Origin of the sequence: Mesorhizobium muleiense (assembly GCF_900099905.1) — a bacterium.
Lineage (GTDB): Bacteria > Pseudomonadota > Alphaproteobacteria > Rhizobiales > Rhizobiaceae > Mesorhizobium > Mesorhizobium muleiense.
The window spans coordinates 1-18,177 of sequence record NZ_FNEE01000017.1 but is presented as its reverse complement, the minus strand read 5'-3'; the positions used below and the strand labels follow the sequence as shown (position 1 = coordinate 18,177).

The following is an 18,177-nucleotide window of genomic DNA, read 5'->3' as shown; positions in this document are numbered from 1 at the left end:
CAGCCCTTCTTTGCCCGGCAGGAGAAACCGATGATGTCCGTCTGGTCGCGCCCGCAATTCCTTCATCTGGGGCTATTTTTTGCGGCATATGTCTTGGGCTGCGGGTTCGCCCAGGCGCTGGCAATCGTCCCCGGAATAACGGTTTCCATTTGGCCTCCGGGCGGCGTTTTCATCGCGACGCTCATCCTCACCTCGCCTTACAGTTGGCCGTGGTGGATACTGGCGGGTTGCCTGGCGGAGATGTTCGCGCAGTTCGTGTGGTTCCACAGTCCGCTGCCTGCGGGCTTTCTGATCTATGTCGGCAACGCCCTTGGCGCGGCTGTCGGCGCAACGCTTGTGAATCGGGCATGCGGGCGTCCGGTTCGGCTTGAAACTTTGCAGGAAGTTCTCGCATTCGTCTTGCTAGGCGCTGGAGTGGCGCCGCTCGTCAGCGCGACGGTTGGAAGCGCGACGCTTGCGTGGTTTGGCATAGCATCGCAAACTTTCACGGCGGTATGGCCGCTGTTTTGGATTGGCGACGCCACCGGAATCCTGCTCGTAGCGCCACCGGCGCTGGTCGTGATCCAGTATTGGCGCAGCAAGACCCAACTCCCTCCCGCACAGCGGGTGGAAGCCGGCGTCCTGGGTCTGATCTTCCTGGGAGTTGCCGCGCTTTCCTTGAGCGACGTCTACCTGCCCACCCCCTACATCATCATGCCGCCCCTTCTTTGGGCGGCGGCGCGCTTCGAGTTCAGAGGCGCCGCCGTCGCTTTGACGCTCCTCGCCCTGATCACGATGGCACTGACGATATCTGGAGACAGCCAGTTTGTCGGCGCTCCCGAGTTCCAGAGGGAAAGGCAGGTCATGCTGCAGCTTTTCCTGGCAATCTCGGCATTTTCGGCGCTCATCGTGGCGGCCATATCTCGGCAGCGTCAGCTGGCGCTGGTCACGTCGCGCGACCGGGAGCGGGAGCTTTCGCAGCTTGTCGATATGGTTCCAAGCCACGTCTGGCGTCTCGCGCCCGACGGCGAGCCGATTTTCTTCAACAAGCGCATGGTCGATTTTCTCGGCCTGGACGTGGCGGATACGATCAAGCCGGGCATGAGCCGCATGACGGCGATGATAGAGGCCGGCGTCCATCCGGATGACAGAGCAGCGCTCTCGGACACGCTTCGCCATTGTCTCGCCACCGGCGAGGTCCTTGCGATGCGGTATCGCTTGCGCCGTCAAGACGGGGTCTACCGCTGGATGTCGAGCCGCGCCGAGCCGATGAGGGACCAGGACGGGCGCATCGTCCAGTGGTACGGGCTCTGTCACGACATAGACGACCAGATGCATGCCGAAGAGGCGCTGCGGCGGAGCGAGCGGCAGCTTCAGGAGACGATCGATGCCGTACCTGTCCGGATCTGGAGCGCAAAGCCCACGGGCGGGCCGGTCTACTTCAACAAGCGCTACCAGGACCATTTCCGCTCCGTGATCGCGGATTTCGAAGCTCTCGGGGAGCCGCGCATCGAGCAACTGCTGCAGGAGCTGATCCATCCCGAAGATGCTCCCGAGGTACAGAACACCCTACGGAATTGCTTCGAAACCGGTGGCATGTCCACGATGCGATTTCGTTGGCGCGAACAGCACGGCGCGTACCGCTGGGCGGAGTGCAGGGTAGAGCCTCGGCGTAACGAAGACGGTGAGGTCGCGGAATGGTACGGCGTTTCGCTCGACGTCGACGAAGAGGTGCGTGCGCAGGAAGCCTTGCGCGACAGGGAGCGTGAGCTCTCGCAGCTCGTGAATATGGTTCCCGTCCATATCAGGCGTCTGACGCCGAAAGGCGAGCCGACCTTCTTCAACAAGCGCTTGCTCGACTTCTTCGGCTTGAACGACCTGGCCCAACTGGACAAGCCGGACATGAGCCGACAGGCGGCAGCCATAACGACCCTCGTCCATCCGGAAGATGCCGCACGTCTGCTGGAGACCGTCCGCCACTCCTTCGCCACCGGGGAGCCTTACTCCATGAAGTACCGCATGCGTCATGCGGATGGCGCGTATCGCTGGGTGGACGGCCGCGGGGAACCGGTGCGGGACCAAAGCGGCGCGATCATGCAATGGTATGCCATTTCCATTGACATCGACGATGAGATGCGCGCGCAGGAAGCGCTGCGCGACCGGGAACGTCAGCTTCAACAGCTCATCGACACCGTGCCCGTGCAGATCTGGTGCGTCACGCCTGGCGGGGACCCTGCATATATCAACAAAACGATGATGGACTATATCGGCCTGAAGCTGGATGATTTTGATGCCGACGGAGGTCTGCCCAGTGCGATCCGGACCATCGTCCATCCGGAAGACAGGGCCTCTTTGCTGCAGGCCTTGACCCATTCCTTCAGCACGGGCGAACCGTTCGAGCTGAAGTTTCGCAACCGCCGGTGGGATGGTTCATACCGCTGGACGGAGGGGCGTGCTGAACCACTCCGTGACGAGAGCGGCCGCATCATCCGGTGGTTCGGCGCCAACGTCGATATCCATGATTTCGTGACTTCTCAGGAAGCGCTGCAAGAGCGGGAGCGCTTCCTCTGGCAACTCGTTGAAACGCTGCCGGCAATGATCGATTGCGCGGCGCCGGATGGCGAGCCGGTCTATCGTAGCCAACAGCTCCGCGAGTTCCTGGGGTATGAGCTTGAGCTATTGGACGGCACCGGAAAGTCCCGGCTGGCCGGCACGCTTGACGCCGGTGTGCATCCCGACGACTTGGCGGGCGTCAAGGGAGGATATGCTCATTCATTGTCCACCGGCGAGCCCTATGCGCGCAGGCACCGCCTGCGGCGGTTCGACGGCGAGTATCGCTGGGTCGAGACACGCGCCGCGCCGATGCGCGATACCGAAGGGACTATCGTGCAGTGGAATGTCATCTGCCTCGATGTTGAAAATGAGGTTCGGGCGGAGGAAGAGCTGCGGCTGGCGCAAGAGCGCCTTGCACGAGCGAGTCAGGCCGCGAGCCTTGCTGAGCTCTCTGCTTCCATCGCGCACGAAGTGAACCAGCCGCTGGCGGCCGTGGTGGCGAACTCGCATGCCTGCCAGCGATGGCTTATGGCTGAGCCGCCAAATCTCGAGCGTGCGCAGAAGACGGTGGAGCGCATTATTCGTGACGCAAATGCGGCCGCCGACGTCGTGAGTCGCATCCGCGCTCTGTTCAAACAATCCGGCGAGGCAAGGAGTTCTACAGCGCTCAGTGGCGTTATCGCCGAGGCGCGCAACCTCATGGCCGAGGAAGCGGCGCGGCGGCGCGTCCGCATGGATATCGACGTCGAAAGCGACCTGCCGCTCGTCGCGCTGGACCGCGTACACATCCAGCAGGTTCTGGTGAACCTCATTCGCAACGGCATGGATGCCATGGACGCCGTTGCGGGCGACCGGGTTCTTGAGGTCCGTGTGCGCCGCATAGGCGATCTGGTTCAGACGGAGATCAGCGATCGTGGCCGGGGAATCGAGTTTCCCGACAAGATATTCGAACCGTTCTTCACGACGAAGGGGAACGGAATGGGCATGGGGCTCGCGATCTGCCGTTCGATCGTCGAATCGCACGGCGGACGCCTGTGGGCGGAGAAGAACGAACCACAGGGGGCGACGTTCGTCTTCACCTTGCCGATTGAAGTGAAAGCGGCGCCATGACCACAGATGACCATATCGTCTTCATCGTGGACGATGATGCGCGCCTGCGGGAGGCGTTGAGCGAGCTGCTGGATTCGCACGGTATCCGCGCCGCTGCGTTCGGATCGGCCAGCGAATACATCGGTGCAAACAAGCCGGACATCCCGGCATGCCTCATCCTCGACGTCGAGCTGCCCGACATCAACGGCCTCGATCTGCAAAGGCAGATATCAAAGGGAGATCATCCGCCGATCGTTTTCATAACAGGGCACGGCGACATCCCGTCCTCCGTCCAGGCGATCAAGCATGGCGCCGTGGACTTTCTCACCAAGCCTTTCAGTGATGCGGATCTCATGGCTGCAATCCAGGCGGCGCTCGCCGAGGATCGGGAAAGGAGGTTCGCGCGTGCTGAACTGGTGGCCCTGGAGCAACGCTATCTCGACCTGACGCCGCGCGAACGCGAGGTGCTGCCGCTCGTGGTGAGCGGCCTTCTCAACAAACAGGCAGCCGCTGAACTCGGAATCAGCGAGGTCACGCTGCAGATCCATAGAAGGAACGTGATGCAGAAAATGGCGGCGTCATCGCTCGCCGATCTCGTGCGTATCGCGCAGCGACTGGAGATACCGATCACCCACTCGCGCCGAGCGGGAGGGAACCGGGCGTGACCAAGGGAAGACCTATCGTGGCCGTTGTCGATGACGATCCAAGGCTACTCGAGTCGCTGGAGGATCTGCTGGAGTCCGCCGGCTATGCGGCCCGCAGCTTCTCGTCAGCGCAATCATTGCTCATCAGCGGGCTGTCCGGCCTTGACGTGCTCATAACCGACATCGGGATGCCCGGCATGGACGGCTTCGAACTTTGTGATCTGGTGAAGAAGGTGCGTCCGGACCTGCCGGTGTTCCTGATCACCGGCCGCCACGAGATTGCCGACGCGGATAGAGCCCAGGGCGTCAGCGGGTGCTTCCGTAAGCCCTTCGATGCGAAGGTCATGCTGGCAGCCATCGGCAATGTATTGGGCAAATCGAAACATGGAGATGAACATGAGGGTTGAGCAGCTGCCGCACTTACGGAGATCGGCGCCGTTGTCATCGCAGCGTAATCGCGAAGCGGAACAGCCCCTCGTTATCATTGTGGATGACGATGCGTCTGTTCAGGAGGCGCTGTCCGAATTGATACTTTCCGCCGGGTTCCAGCATGTCTGTTTCAGCTCGACGCGCGAATTGCTCGATGCCGACGTACTGGATAGCGCCGGTTGTCTGATCCTCGATGTGCGAATGCCGGGAGCGAGCGGTCTCGATCTGCAGCGGCATCTGGCCCAAAGCGGCAACCCCAAGCCAGTCATTTTCCTGACCGGGCATGGCGACATTCCGATGACCGTCCAGGCGATGAAGGCCGGGGCTGTGGATTTTCTCACCAAGCCGGTGCGGGACCAAACGCTGCTTGACGCTGTTATTGCGGGCATCGCGATGGATGCCGCGCGGCGGGCGGAAGCTGCGGTCGTCAAGCGCAATGTCGAACGCTTTGAGACGCTGACGCCACGCGAGCGCGAGGTTTTGCATCAGGTGGCGCGCGGGCGCCTCAACAAGCAGATCGCCTTCGACCTTGGCATCAGCGAGGTGACGGTAAAACTGCACCGCGGCAACGTCATGCGCAAGATGGAGGCCGCTTCCATCGGTGAGTTGATCCGGGCATGGGAGACGCTGCCGGCGCCGATGCGCGAGGTCGGCGGGACCAGGACTGCGGCATGAAACAGTTCCGGCAACGGCTCACCGGAAGGGCACGAGTCGCCGGCCATGGGCGAAGGTAGACAGCCGAATTCGCCGGGTACGACGAATCCGGACAATCCGACTCCAGCCGTATTCAACCTTCAAAGGGCGCGTTCGACATGAGATCGACGGAAGAAGGAGCTCGGTACCCAGATACATAGCGTTCACCGAAATCCCGGACGAAATTGTCGTAGGTCGTTTCCGGCCTGGCCTCGGCGATGTGACAGAAGCACCGGGTCATGCGACGCTTCATCTTGAGCCGCGGGAATTCCTCGATGATCCTTGCGATCTCCGCTGCAGGGACAAGCTCGTATTGCAGGCCGATCACATCCAGGCAGATGCCGGCAGTACAGAGCGCCACCTCCGCCTCCTTGTAGAGGCCTATCGACGGTGTCGAGTTTAGGGCGACGCTGTCCCAGATCAGCTGGGCTCGGCGCTCGTCGACACCACCTTGCTGTGCGAAGATCCGGGCTAGATCGGCGCCTTCGACTTCGAAGCGACGCGGGCCGTTAAAGCGCTCGTTGAGCGTGATGTCATGCAGCAGCGTCGCCAGGGCGACGACTTCCGCGTCGTGATCGATGTTCCGAAGCTGTCCAATCCGCGCCGCGAATAGCCAAGAACGGATGACATGATTGAACAGATAGGATTCGCATTCGCGCCGAGCATAGTCGAGAGCCCGTTGCACAAGCGGCGTATCGGGAACCAAAACCCCTCCAAGGATTCGACCGCTGACTCGGTTCATGTCTATAGTCTCCTCGGCGATTTTCGACCGGCTGTTCGTCGGCACGTGCGTCATGTGAGGCCAAGGCCCCCATCCACGGCGATTACCTGCCCGGTCACCCACTCGGACGCCGAATCGGTGAGATGCACGATCCACCTGGCTACGTCGTCCGGACTGCCACGTCGTTTGAGCGGTATCTGCTCTCGCTCCGCTTCCTCGATAACCGCTGCATGTTCCGGAGAAAGCCCCATCATACCCGTCAGTGCTCCCGATTCGGTTGGACCGGCAGCGATGGCGTTGACCCGCACTCCCTGTGGCGCGAGTTCGAGCGCCCAGCAGCGCGTCAGGTGTTCGAGCGCTGCCTTGCTGGCGGCGTAATGGGACAGACCCGCCGCGGGCTTGTGACCGAACGTGCTCGATATGTTTATGATCGCTCCCTTCGCCGCCGTCAGATGCGGAAGGGCTGCCGACGCGAGCAGGCTTGGGCCAACGACGTTCACCGCGAAGATGTCCGTGATCCGCTCAGCGGCAGCATCGCCCAGAGGCAAGAGAGCCCCAGCGCCGGCATTGTTTACGAGGATGTCCAGACGTCCCCATGTGTCGATTGCCTTCGCAATGGTGCGAGGGGCATCCTCGGGCTTCGCAGCGTCGGCGACGAGGCTCGTTATATTCGGGTGCTCAGCGGCCGCTTCCTCCACCATTGCTGGGCGGCGTCCCGTGATGAGGACCTTTGCACCTTGCCTGGCAAAACTCAGGGCAGCGGCGCGGCCGATGCCGGAGCTTCCTCCGGTGATGATGACAACCTTGTTATCCAGTGACATGATCGCACTCTTCACGCGTGTGAGCATTCGCTTCACTGTCTTTCGCTTCACTGTCTATCAATGAGATCAGGCCCTCTTGCCGCATGGCGGCTTGCACTGCCGGACGGCTCGCCATGCGCTGACGCAGAGCGACCAACTGCGCGGGAGCGGAGACGTCGAAGCGCTCGGCCCATAGCAGCATCACGAAAAGGTAAAAGTCGGCCACGCTGGGCGTTGCGCCAAACAGGTAGTTGCCCGCAAGACTCTCCGAGAGTATGTCCAGCAGCTTGGAGATCGTCGCTCTTGCCTGTGCCTTTTGGGTTTCGCTGCTTGCTTGCCACATCGGCTTGAAGCTGCGGTGCACCTCGGTCGAGATGAAAACCAGCGCTTCTAGCACGCGCGTGCGGCCAAGGTTTCCTGGAATACCGAGCTTTGGATACTCCGTGGCGAGCCAATCGAGGACGGCGATGTTCTCTGTGAGGATTTCTCCGCTGTCCAGCACCAGCGCCGGAACGTAGCCCTTTCGCGTTACAGCGTTGAAATCGGCCCCCGATGCCGTCCGCTTGGTCTTCAGGTTGACGCTCTCCCGCTCGAATGGCACGCCAGCCTCGAGTAGGGCGATGTGATCGGCAAGACTGCAAGCAAGCGGGCTGTAGTATAGTTTCATGTTCATTGTCCTTCTGGGGAGGATATTCCTGGAGGAGCAGCGGTATCGCTGCAGGCAAAGCGGCTAGCGGTAGCCGACGCCGGTGACATAATTGAAGAGCATCCGCTCCTGAATTTCTTCCTGCTCAAACAACACTTTCATCGCGTCGCGTATGTCCAGTATGCCGAGAGGCCTGGCGCCGACGTCGATGACCGGAATGTTCTGCAAGCTTCGCGCCGCCATGGTCTGCCATACGTCGTGGACATCGTCCTGCGGACTGCAGGAGACAATGGATCTGTTCATCAGGTCGGACACTGGCGGTGTCTTGGACCCCGGGCCGGCGAGATGGCGCACGAGATCGGATTTGCTGAGCACACCCTCCGCGCCTCCGCCTGCATTGCATACCACAACGAGGCCGATGCCAGGCCTGGCCAGGGAAAGGGCCGCCGCTTGCACCGTTGCATCCAGGTCGATCACGGCCAAGCGCGACGACGTGAAGGCATGCAGTTTGCCGATGAGCATTGTGCCGTCCTTGGTTGCGTGCCGTGCCGCCAAGCGCTTCAAAGGCTCCGGCGGCGCGGCGCTTTCCTGTTCAAACAGGGCGATAGATTCCGACCTTATTCTTCGTAGGGGAGCACAAGTTCGGTCTCGCCGGTGTCGACGATGAAGACGGCCAGCAGCCGGGCGGGGTCAGTCGCGCTGGCATTCTGGCTGACGCGGTGACGATCGCCGGGATATTCGGACCAGCTCTCGCCGGCGCGATAGGTGACCACCGGGCCATCATTGACCTGACTCTTGATCGCCCCTTCGAGAACCGTGGCGTAGATGAAGGCAGACTTGGGATGGAGATGCGCGGGCGAGTTGCCGCCTGGCTCATAGTCGACAAGCACACCTCTCATGCTCTTGCCGGGCACGTTCGGAAGCGGCTGATCATAAACGAGCTTCACGTTTTTGAAAGCGCCAGCCGTATTGTCGGCCAGCGCGGCGGTGGCGATGAACGCCGCGAGAGCGGCGGTGCTGTAGAGAATACTCCGGATCATTTGTCTGGCTCCAGTTTGCGGTTGAGATTGGGGTGATCGCCGGCCGGAGGGGAGGACGGCCGGCGATCGGGCTCTCGCCTCAGGACACGGCGCGAGCCTAGGACCTGATGAAGGTGAGCAAGTCGGCGTTCACCACATCGGCATGCGTGGTACACATCCCGTGCGGAAAGCCCTCATAGATCTTGAGCGTGCCGTTCTTCAGAAGCTTTGCGGATAACGGCGCGGAATCGGCAATGGGCACGATCTGATCGTCCGTGCCGTGCATGACGAGTGTCGGCACGTCGATGATCTTGAGGTCGTCGGTGAAATCGGTTTCCGAAAACGCCTTGATGCCGTCGTAGTGCGCCTTGGCGCTCCCCATCATGCCCTGCCGCCACCAGTTCTGGATGATGCCCGGGATCGCTTTCGCGCCCGGCCGATTGAAGCTGTAGAAGGGGCCCGATGGGAAATCGATGTAGAACTGCGCGCGGTTGTCGGCGAGCGACTTGCGCAGCCCGTCGAACACTTCGATCGGAAGGCCGCCCGGGTTGGCTGGCGTCTTCACCATGATTGGCGGCACGGCGCCAATGATCACGAGCTTCGCTACGCGGCCCTGAGGCTGACCATGCCGCGCGACGTAGTGAGTCGCTTCGCCGCCACCGGTGGAGTGACCGATATGGATTGCGTCCCTCAGGCCGAGATGCTCGACCACCGCCGCCGCGTCGGCGGCATAGTGATCCATGTCGTGGCCGTCGCTCACCTGCGCGGAACGGCCGTGCCCGCGCCGGTCATGGGCTATGGCGCGATATCCATGCCCGACGAAGAAAAGCATCTGCGTGTCCCAGTCGTCGGCGCTGAGCGGCCAGCCGTGGTGGAAGACGATCGGTTGAGCATCCTTCGGACCCCAGTCCTTGTAGTAGATCTCGGTGCCATCCTTGGTGGTGATAGTGCTCATATCTTTCGATCCTTCTTGAGAGATGGATGAGTTCGATTCCTGGCCGGCTGTCCCCTGCCCGAGCGCATATTTGGGCGGGCCGGTTGTAATGCCGGCGGCCGCTGCGCCGAGGAGGAGGGCTCGGCGACTTGCCTGAGGCGCAATGGGCAGCTTGTGGTCCATCGTCGTTTCCCTAGCGGGTTGTCTTCAGATGCCGCCGTTACGCCGCAACACCGCTTCGCCGAGACGGGGCGTGGTCGAACCAGTCTTCGAACGGCGTCGAACCGATGCGGGCGCCCGCGCCCGGGACAAGCGATCGGTCGTCTAGCTCGGTCCCGAAATAGAGCGCATGAGGATCACCGATCACCTTCCTGGGATCGTTGGCGAGCTGCAGAAAACGCGCGACCAGTTCGTTCATGCGGAAGGGCTCGGGGCCGCCGATCTCCATCACGCCGTTAATCGGCTGGGAGAGCGCCACGTCAGCCATCACCTCTGCAACATCGTCGGCGGCGATGGGTTGGAAGTAGGCCGACGATACCGAGACCGTGTCGCCGACGGTTGCCGACTGCACAATGCCGCCAAGGAACTCGAAGAACTGGGTCGAGTGAACGATCGTGTAGGGAATTCCCGACTCCCTGATCAGCTTCTCCTGAGCCATCTTGGCGCGCAGGTAGCCGCTCCGGGGCAGGCGCTCCGCCCCGACTACCGAGAGCGCAATGTGATGCTTCACGCCGGCGGCCTTCTCCGCCGCCAGCAGGTTCTTTCCGGCTGTTTCGAAGAACTCGAGAACGGCCTTGTCCTCGAACGACGGCGAATTGGCGAGGTCGATGACAACATCCGCCCCGGCAAGAGCCTTATCCAATCCTTCACCGGTGAAGGTGTTGACGCCGCCACTTGGCGACGCCGCCAACACGTCGTGGCCCTTCACGCTCAGCCTTGCGACGGTCTTGGAGCCGATAAGTCCGGTGCCACCGATGATTACGATTTTCATTTCATTCTCCTGTTCTGACTTCGAAAAGATCTACTTGGAACAACGCCGGCGGCTCTAACCGTGCCGGCCCTGAATTCCTCGATGAGAGCGACGCGCGTCCGCGACTCGCTCGACCGCCAGCGCAAGGGCTTGGCTCAAGCGACATTGTCTTCGCAGCCGTCCCTCGCTTGGCCCCAACCCAGGACCTCCGAGGCGCTGCCGTAGTAGCCGAAGCCAAAGCTGTCGGCCGTGCCATAGGTGGCGCAGGACGGAGGCGGTGTTCTCGAGGAATTCCCGAAGAGGTCTGCCAGCGTGGCCGGGATCATGAGGTGCCGCTGTTGTGAGGGCACGACGTTGCGGCGACGCCGCCACGACGTCGTGCCCCTGTTGACGCAACCTTTCGACGGTCGCTAACCGGATGTACCGAGTGCCGCCAATGACCACGATTTTCATGTCGATGTCTCCTGGGGGCTTGCACTTGTTGAATGCAGCCGGCGCGAGGCGGCCGGTTTCGTCACTGCGCCGATGCGGCTTCCTCTATGAGCAAGGCGATCGCTTCTGGACGCGAGACCATCAGCGCGTGCGACCCGCCCTCGACGACGATGGTCTTCACCGAATGCGCGCGCTCGGCCATGAACTTCATGACCGCCGGCGGGATATTCCGATCCGCCGAGCCGTAGATCGCGTAGGATGGAATTGTCTTCCAAGAAGGCGCGCCGGAGGGTTCTGCCAAGGCGGCGTCAGCCACCGGGCGTTGTGTCGCCGCCATCAGGCTGGCCTGCGCTGCCGGCACATCGGCCGCGAACTGCAGGTGAAACTTTTCCGGCTGGATGTAGAGGTCCTGTCCTCCATCCGGCCGCGCCACCGGCAGGAGCGCCTCGCCAAGCGTGCTGCCTGGGAACTTCCCCGAAAGCGTGAGACTGGACTCGCCTTTGTCCGGGGCGAATCCGGCCACATAGACCAGCGCTTTCACATTGTTCTTCCCGTTAGCTGCCTCGGTGATGACTGGCCCGCCGTAAGAATGGCCGACCAGGACGACCGGTCCGCCGATGGATCCGATGACGGCCGATACGGCGGCCGCATCGCTTGCAACGCCGCGAAGTGGGTTGGCCGCAGCGATGGTCCGAAAACCCTCCCGGTTGAGCTCGGCGATGACACCGTTCCAGCTCGACGATTCAGCAAAGGCCCCGTGCACCAGCACGATCGTCGGTTTTGCCTGATGGTCCGCGGCCTGCGTCGTCGCGCTGTCTGACACGCAACATGCGTAAACAAGGGCCAGAGCTCTGATGATCTTGTGCACGTGTCTTCTCCTGTGCGGCGGGTCGTCCGATACCGAGAAGAATGCGCCCACTTGGCGCGCGAAAATATTCGACGGACGGCTCGGTCAGGCGATCCGAAAGTCTAGGATGATGCACCCGGGGGAGTGGCAGCTGTAGCCGGTGGTCGGCGCACGGGGAGTTCCCGGCATCGATCGAATGCATCGCCGGGGCAAGGCCGCGCCGCCATGACGATCAATCCGGCGAAAACTGCAGCGAGACGTATACCGCCGTATGGCTCGCCCTCGTCCTCCATCCAATCGACCCGGAAATGCTCCTCAATATAGTGTCCTCACACGACCGGATTGCCAGGGTCGACCGAACAAACGAGGGCATTAAAATGTCAGGCGCGGAAACAAGATCAGGCACGGCCGACAATCATGTCTTTAACCGAACTACTGATGTTCCCCTGTCCGACCCGCCGGCAGAGCAGTCGACGGCCGGCATTGTTCATGATCTGGGCAATCTAATTCAGGTCGCTTCATCTGCACTGAATCAGGTCGCCCGCGACCCGAGCGTCTCGACGGCTCCAGCTCTCGACCCCGTAATCGCCAGCGCCAGGACCGCCCTGCAGCAAGCCGCCGCGCTTGTCAGGGAGACGGTCGGCCGGGCCGCGGCAAGTCATCGAGCGCCGGAACATGCAAGCGTGGGCGCCTGCTTGGCCGAGGTCGAAAACCTTGTCCGAAGCGCATGGGAGCCGAACGTTCGTCTCGAAGTTCGCCTTGGACGCGATCTACCCGCTGCAAAATGCGATCCGCTGGGTTTGCAGAACGCGGTCTTGAATCTCGTATTCAACGCGCGCGACGCGATGCCGTACGGCGGGTTTATCTCGATAAACGCCGCCGTGGTCGTTCAGGATCCTGGCACCGTCGTCGAGCTCCGTATCGAAGACAGTGGAATCGGAATGACGCGGGAGACCGTGCTCCGCGCCTTCGATCCCTTTTTCACTACCAAGGGCACGGGCCTGGGCGGCGTCGGCCTGCCGATGGTGAAGCATTTTGCCGAGCGCCACGGCGGGCGCGTCGATATCGAAAGCGCCGTCGGCTCGGGCACGACAGTGATATTGCGCCTGCCCGCCATGGAGGCCCGGCAGGATTAACTGCAAGCCAATAGGGTGCCGGCTCACAGCGCGCCCCTGGAGGGCAATACGCGCCGTACCTTGAAACCGCTCACAGGTTCACTGGACACCGGCAAATCGATGTCTGCGACGCCGGTTGTCGGATGCTCATGGCTACCTCCCTTCTTGTAGGCCCGGTCTGCCGGCGCTCGAAACGCGCCGGAACGGTGCTGGGTGAAAGATCGTCTGCATGGCTTTGAGCAGCGCGAATTTCGAATCCGTGTGCTCTTGTCCGGTGCGGCTACCGCCGAGGGACACTCTGGCTGAGAGGACCGCCGCAAGATCTTCAGCCATTTCGGGCCGGTCGAGCAGCAGGGGCGCGAAGCTTTGCTGGTCAATCTCGTAGACCACGACGTGGCTCATCGCGCGCAAGGTCGAGGTCTCGCCAATGCCCGCGAGCAGACCGGTCTCTCCGAAAAAGTCGCCGGGAGCGAGGTGGCCGATCTCCTGCGGATGGGCGTCATCTTCGCCGCGCTCTCGGACAATGATGCCCGTCCGAACAATCATGAGGGAGGGCAGCATCTCTCCCTGTCGTGCTATGATGTCGCCCTTGCGATAGGTGCGCACCGTAACCGTTGCCGCGAGGGCTTCTTTTTCGTTGTCCGTCAACGCCGAGAATACTGGTATGGCATTTATAAGCTTGATCGGCGTGACTTCTGGGAGATTTGCCGTCTCTTCGTTCGGCAAGTCATTCATGAGAATCGAAGAGGAGGGTGGCATTGCCAGCCGCAAACCCGCGGACTTGGAATGACGGTAGACAAGATCGAAGATTTCGTTCGTCGCTGGAATACGCTGGCCAACATTTGCGACCCGAAAAAACAAATCGACCTCGATCGCCGTCGCATCCAGAGCTTTGATGGCGACCACTGGCGGCGGCTCCCTCAGTATTGTGTTGCTGCTTTGTAAGGCCGCGTTCATGACGTCCGCGACGATCGCCGGCATCTTGGTCGGCGCCAATCTTATCGTGACGCACAGCCCATGGCTCTCCTCAGGGCTGCTGACATTGGTCAGCCCTAGCTTCGCGAGGAAGCTGTTCGGCAGCGCCACCACGTTATGCGCCAAAGTGAGCAGGTGGGTCGATCGCCAGTTGGTCTCCACGACGCGGCCTTCGGTGCCGTCGCTCAAAACGATCCAGTCCCCAAGCACATAAGGTCGGCCGAGGGTGAGCGCGATGCCCGAAAAGACGTCGCTCAGCGTATTCTGGAGCGCCAGTCCGAGTACGATGGCAAAGACGCCCGAGGTGGCGATCAGCGTTCCGACCGGCGCACCGAAGACGAAAGCCAGGATCGACAGCAGCATCCCAACATAGACGGCGCCGACGACGAGGTCCTGCAGAAGGCGCGCCTCGCGCGGCTTTCGCTCGAACACGAGATAGATGCGGACAAACCCGATCAGCGCCCAGGCGAGGTGAACCCACCACAGCAACTTGGCCGAACCGACGAGGATTGCGCTAGCGGTTGTCTCGGTGCCCCGTGTCGGTTCGTAGGGGAGCACGGCTCCGTCAAGCAGCAGGACCGACATGGTAAGGAAGAATGCGATCTGGACAATCAGCCTGGTGGTGGAGAGCCGCCGCGGAATGACGTGCCAAACGACTATGCCGGCGAGACCGACCAGCACCATGTAGAGATGGGGAGCATTCCACCAGCTCGTGACCGGATAAGAATCCATAAAATCCTCGCACAAATCCTCGCCTCGGAGCCTGACGAGCGATCCTTCGGTGTTAATCCTTGCCTTTCTCCAGAATCGCTTCGGTTATCGAGTTCTGTAGCCGGCGCGGCGTCTCGATCACGCCCAGCAGCGGCATGACGACGAGAAAGAACGCGAAGTAGTAGAGGGTCGACACCTGCATGGCGGGGATATACCAGCCTTCCGCCGGCTTGGACCCCAGCCAGCCAAGGAAGAGGGCGTTGGCGACAAACAGCCAGAAGAACCGCCTGTACCAAGGCCGGTAGACGGCCGAGCGCACTTTCGACGTGTCGAGCCAGGGCACGAAGAACAACACGGCGATGGCGCCGAACATGGCGAGCACGCCGCCGAGCTTCGAGTCGACCGGCCCGATGTTGAAGGTGACGGCGCGCAGGATCGCGTAGAAGGGCAGGAAGTACCACTCGGGCACGATATGCGCCGGCGTCTTCAACGGGTCGGCGGCGGTGTAGTTGTCTGGATGCCCGAGATAGTTCGGCACGTAGAACACGAAGTACGCAAAGGCGAGCAGGAACACCACGGCCCCGAGCACATCTTTCATTGTGGCATGGGGCGTGAAGTCCACGACGTCGGTTTTTGACTTCACGTCGATGCCTGCCGGATTGGTCTGGCCGGCGACGTGAAGCGCCCAAATGTGCAGGATGACGACGCCCGTCAGCATGAACGGCAGCAGGTAATGCAGCGCAAAGAAGCGGTTTAGGGTTGGATTGTCCACCGCAAAGCCGCCGAGCAAAAGCTGCTGGATCCATTCGCCGACCAGCGGAATGGCGCTGAAGAAGCCGGTGATGACGGTCGCGCCCCAGAACGACATTTGTCCCCAGGGCAGCACGTAACCCATGAACGCCGTAGCCATCATCAACAGAAGGTTGGTGCAGCCGAGGACCCACAGCAGTTCGCGCGGCGCCTTGTAGGAGCCGTAATAGAGGCCACGGGAGACATGGACGTAGACCGCGATGAAGAAGAACGACGCGCCGTTGGAGTGCAGGTAGCGCAACAGCCAGCCGGAATTCACGTCGCGCATGATCTTGTCTACGGAATTGAAGGCCAGTGTCGTGTCGGCCGCGTAGTGCATGGCCAGCACGACGCCGGTAACGATCTGCGCGGCCAGCATCATCGACAGGATGCCGCCGAACGAATAGGCGTAGTTCAGGTTGCGCGGAACCGGGTAGACGATGAACTGATCATGCACCAGGCGCGGCACCGGCAGGCGGGCGTCGAACCAGCGTCCGATCCTGGTCTTGGGAATATAGGTGGAATGCCCACCGCTCATCGGAGTGCCTCTGGTTTTGAAATTGCCGGTATTGATATCGGTCGGCGCTCCTTGGCCAGCCGTCCTTTAACACGGATGAGCGGGTTCACTCGCGGTCACGAACCTTCCTCGACGGGACGCGTAAGTAGATCGGCCGGACCATCGCGCGCGCAAACCCGTTACCGCCGCGCCTAACCGGCTGCGCCGTCGTGTCGACGGCCCAGACCCTCAGGAAGATCCTCGAAAGAACGAATCCGAGCGTCATTTCCGATGCTCCTTGGTTGGGGTTGTGGAGGACCCAAGCATGCCAGTCTTTCCAGTGTTCGAACTATCATGCCGAGGACGCATGCATCCGATACGTTGGTCTATGGGCTCCTGACTGAAAGGCTGCGCCGGACGGCCGAGGCGGCCGAGTCAGGACTGCGTGCGGCCGTTGCAGGATGCCGCACGAGCGCTGGCGAGCGCCTCGTCAATGATGCGGCGGATAGTACGCGCGCAACGGCCGCACGAGGCGCTGCAGCCGAGACAGCCATAGACCTGGCGGATCGAGCACGTCCGCTCCGCCTTGACGGCGGAGCGGACATCCTGATCGCTCAACACATTGCACGAGCACACGATCATGGCGCGATAAGTCTCGATGCCGACCTGGTGCGGCTCTGACCCGACAAGCGGGTCAGTAGTCCCAGACAGCCGGTACGCAACGAAAGACATCGCCGTCCACCGCCACATGGCAGATGGAAGGGAATGGCAGGTGAGTGGCCACCAGCGGCTCACGGGTCGCGGCCAGCTCCCGCAAAAGATTGATGCGGACGCGGGCCGCCTCCTCAGGGTCGTGTTCGAAGCCGTTGTGCCAGTCGGGTTGGTCGAACCCGACCTGGAACACGGCGTCGCCGGCGAAGGTCAGCCTATCGCCGCCGGACGCCAGGCGGACCACGCTGTGCCCGGGGGTGTGGCCGCCGGTGAGCGTGACAACCACCCCCGGCGCCACCTCGTGCTCCGTCTCAAACGGCCGCAACTGGCTGCGGTACTCGTTCACGAACCGCTTGGCCGCCCGCCGAAGCGCATCCGGGAACCCCGTTGGCATGGAGGCGCGGGAGAAATCGGGCGACTCCCAGAACTTGAGCTCGGCGGCCGCCACGTGAATCCGCAGATCCGGACGCAACTGGTCCTTCACCCCGTCGATGAGCAGCCCGCCGATATGGTCCATATGCATATGGGTCAGCACCACGTCGGTGACGGATGCGAGATCGATGCCGGCTGCCTCCAGTCGCGAGACCAACCGCCCGGCCCTCGGCAAGTGCAAGTCCGGGTCCATTCCCAGCCCGGCGTCCACGAGTATGGTCCGGCCGCCGCTGCGTACGACGACCACGTTCAGCGGCCACTCGAGCACGTCCGGCGGCAGGAACATGTCGTCCAGCCAGGCCGCCCGGACGGCCGGGTCGACGTTGTATGCCATAACCGGGGCTGGTATCGGCAGCACTCCATCGCTGATCACCAGCACTTCGATGTCGCCGACCCGCAGCGCGTAGCGCGACGGAACCAATTCGGGCTCCGGTCTACCGTTGCTGTGCTTGGCGTTCAGGCTATCGGCGCAATGCTGGATCGAGGGGTGTGAAATGTTGTCCAGGGTCATGTTTGTCTCCTGCTGACCACGGCCGTATCGGCCACCTCCGCCGCTGGCGCCCGTGGATTTGGCATGAGCCTCCATGGACCGCCACCTGGCGTCTAAGGAGGAAGTTGCACGGCTTCGGCCTGCGCCACCATCGGACGGAAGCACCGGTCAGGCGATGCGAAAGTCTATGGCAGACCCGTTGCGAGCATGGGTGATATCCCGCGAAAGTCGGAAGACGCCGCTTTGAGCAGTGAGCAACGGCTGTGCCTCTCGCCTGTTGGCGGTACGCCCAGCTGTGTTGACACCAGCTTACTTGCCGCCGCGGCATTCTCGATCGGTCGAGCCAACCATCCCATTCACACGTCGTTACCGCCTTTTGCCGCACGCGTCGTCCAAGGGTCTTTCCAGCCTTGAAATAGCTGGACTATACATGGCTGCACAAACCTGACTGACGAACAGGACGACAATAGAATTTAAGAGCAGGCATAACTCGCCCTTCCCGCTCATGGTTTGAGTCGATGCACCTGACTCCTGGGGCATAGAAACTAGATTGGCCCACTTCTAAGCGAAGTTGGCCATAAGTGATTGGTATCGAAAGATTTTGGTGGGCCCGGAGGATGTGCCGGGACCGTTGATTTCATTGGCTTTCTCGTGGGCCAAAATCAGAAATCTTCCCGTATCGCTCCGTATGGTTCCGCGCCT

The 18,177-nt window shown here is 61.8% G+C and carries 18 protein-coding genes and 1 pseudogene; 5 read left to right on the top strand and 14 right to left on the bottom strand.

The genetic code is table 11. The features are described 5' to 3' along the window. Window positions 1-30 precede the first annotated feature (30 nt). Genes BLT09_RS24010 through BLT09_RS23995 form a run of 4 tightly spaced genes read left to right on the top strand, consistent with a single transcriptional unit; the run spans window position 31 to window position 5,369 of the window. The gene (locus BLT09_RS24010) at window positions 31-3,642 is read left to right on the top strand and encodes a PAS domain-containing protein (protein WP_091597579.1); all 3,612 of its coding nucleotides are present in this window, start codon (window positions 31-33) and stop codon (window positions 3,640-3,642) included. Beyond that, window positions 3,639-4,286 (top strand): response regulator transcription factor, encoded by a 648-nt coding sequence (locus BLT09_RS24005; protein ID WP_091597576.1) that lies wholly within the window; start codon window positions 3,639-3,641, stop codon window positions 4,284-4,286. Before BLT09_RS24010 ends, BLT09_RS24005 begins: the two co-directional genes overlap by 4 nt. Then, window positions 4,283-4,672 (top strand): response regulator, encoded by a 390-nt coding sequence (locus BLT09_RS24000; RefSeq protein ID WP_091597573.1) that lies wholly within the window; start codon window positions 4,283-4,285, stop codon window positions 4,670-4,672. Before BLT09_RS24005 ends, BLT09_RS24000 begins: the two co-directional genes overlap by 4 nt. Then, window positions 4,662-5,369 carry a response regulator transcription factor gene (locus BLT09_RS23995; RefSeq protein ID WP_091597570.1) on the top strand — a complete coding sequence of 236 codons (708 nt, stop codon included), beginning with the start codon at window positions 4,662-4,664 and terminating at the stop codon, window positions 5,367-5,369. The genes BLT09_RS24000 and BLT09_RS23995 overlap by 11 nt, the downstream gene beginning before the upstream one ends. 112 nt (window positions 5,370-5,481) lie before the next feature. Here the strand turns inward: BLT09_RS23995 and BLT09_RS23990 are convergent, their stop codons facing one another. From BLT09_RS23990 to BLT09_RS23955, 9 genes and pseudogenes are all read right to left on the bottom strand, one after another. Beyond that, window positions 5,482-6,129, bottom strand: coding sequence for an HD domain-containing protein (locus BLT09_RS23990; protein ID WP_091597806.1), 648 nt, complete (start codon window positions 6,127-6,129; stop codon window positions 5,482-5,484). A gap of 50 nt (window positions 6,130-6,179) precedes the next feature. Further along, window positions 6,180-6,929, bottom strand: coding sequence for an SDR family NAD(P)-dependent oxidoreductase (locus BLT09_RS23985; RefSeq protein ID WP_236473690.1), 750 nt, complete (start codon window positions 6,927-6,929; stop codon window positions 6,180-6,182). Next, window positions 6,916-7,575: a glutathione binding-like protein gene (locus tag BLT09_RS23980; protein ID WP_091597800.1), complete on the bottom strand. Its 660-nt coding sequence runs from the start codon at window positions 7,573-7,575 to the stop codon at window positions 6,916-6,918. Before BLT09_RS23980 ends, BLT09_RS23985 begins: the two co-directional genes overlap by 14 nt. Before the next feature lie 63 nt (window positions 7,576-7,638). Beyond that, the gene (locus BLT09_RS23975; protein ID WP_091597567.1) at window positions 7,639-8,076 is read right to left on the bottom strand and encodes a CBS domain-containing protein; all 438 of its coding nucleotides are present in this window, start codon (window positions 8,074-8,076) and stop codon (window positions 7,639-7,641) included. Window positions 8,077-8,171: 95 nt separating this feature from the next. After that, window positions 8,172-8,594 (bottom strand): cupin domain-containing protein, encoded by a 423-nt coding sequence (locus BLT09_RS23970; protein WP_091597564.1) that lies wholly within the window; start codon window positions 8,592-8,594, stop codon window positions 8,172-8,174. Window positions 8,595-8,691: 97 nt separating this feature from the next. Continuing rightward, complete coding sequence (locus tag BLT09_RS23965) at window positions 8,692-9,528, bottom strand: alpha/beta fold hydrolase (RefSeq protein WP_091597561.1); 837 nt, start codon at window positions 9,526-9,528, stop codon at window positions 8,692-8,694. 199 nt (window positions 9,529-9,727) lie between these two features. Next, a complete protein-coding gene (locus BLT09_RS23960; RefSeq protein WP_091597558.1) occupies window positions 9,728-10,498 on the bottom strand; it encodes an SDR family oxidoreductase in 771 nt (256 codons plus the stop codon). Window positions 10,499-10,834: 336 nt separating this feature from the next. After that, window positions 10,835-10,930: pseudogene (locus BLT09_RS35075) on the bottom strand (NmrA family transcriptional regulator); the annotation flags it as partial. Between the two features lie 61 nt (window positions 10,931-10,991). After that, window positions 10,992-11,777, bottom strand: a complete 786-nt coding sequence (locus BLT09_RS23955; RefSeq protein WP_208602535.1) for an alpha/beta fold hydrolase — start codon at window positions 11,775-11,777, stop codon at window positions 10,992-10,994. A 356-nt stretch (window positions 11,778-12,133) separates the two neighbouring features. Between BLT09_RS23955 and BLT09_RS23950 the strand changes: the two genes are divergently transcribed. Beyond that, on the top strand, window positions 12,134-12,892 hold the full coding sequence (locus BLT09_RS23950) for a sensor histidine kinase (protein WP_091597555.1): 759 nt from the start codon (window positions 12,134-12,136) through the stop codon (window positions 12,890-12,892). Window positions 12,893-13,024: 132 nt separating this feature from the next. Here BLT09_RS23950 and BLT09_RS23945 read toward each other — a convergent pair whose 3' ends face one another. From BLT09_RS23945 to BLT09_RS23930, 5 genes are all read right to left on the bottom strand, one after another. Further along, window positions 13,025-14,530, bottom strand: coding sequence for a mechanosensitive ion channel family protein (locus BLT09_RS23945; RefSeq protein ID WP_236473689.1), 1,506 nt, complete (start codon window positions 14,528-14,530; stop codon window positions 13,025-13,027). Between the two features lie 100 nt (window positions 14,531-14,630). Beyond that, entirely contained in the window at window positions 14,631-15,884 is a 1,254-nt protein-coding gene (locus tag BLT09_RS23940) for a cytochrome b (protein ID WP_091597549.1), read from the bottom strand. A gap of 85 nt (window positions 15,885-15,969) precedes the next feature. Further along, window positions 15,970-16,128: a hypothetical protein gene (locus BLT09_RS34420; RefSeq protein WP_167366522.1), complete on the bottom strand. Its 159-nt coding sequence runs from the start codon at window positions 16,126-16,128 to the stop codon at window positions 15,970-15,972. 149 nt (window positions 16,129-16,277) lie between these two features. Beyond that, window positions 16,278-16,484 carry a (2Fe-2S)-binding protein gene (locus BLT09_RS23935; RefSeq protein ID WP_091597546.1) on the bottom strand — a complete coding sequence of 69 codons (207 nt, stop codon included), beginning with the start codon at window positions 16,482-16,484 and terminating at the stop codon, window positions 16,278-16,280. 52 nt (window positions 16,485-16,536) lie between these two features. Then, window positions 16,537-17,496 carry an MBL fold metallo-hydrolase gene (locus BLT09_RS23930; RefSeq protein ID WP_167366521.1) on the bottom strand — a complete coding sequence of 320 codons (960 nt, stop codon included), beginning with the start codon at window positions 17,494-17,496 and terminating at the stop codon, window positions 16,537-16,539. Between the last annotated feature and the right edge of the window lie 681 nt (window positions 17,497-18,177).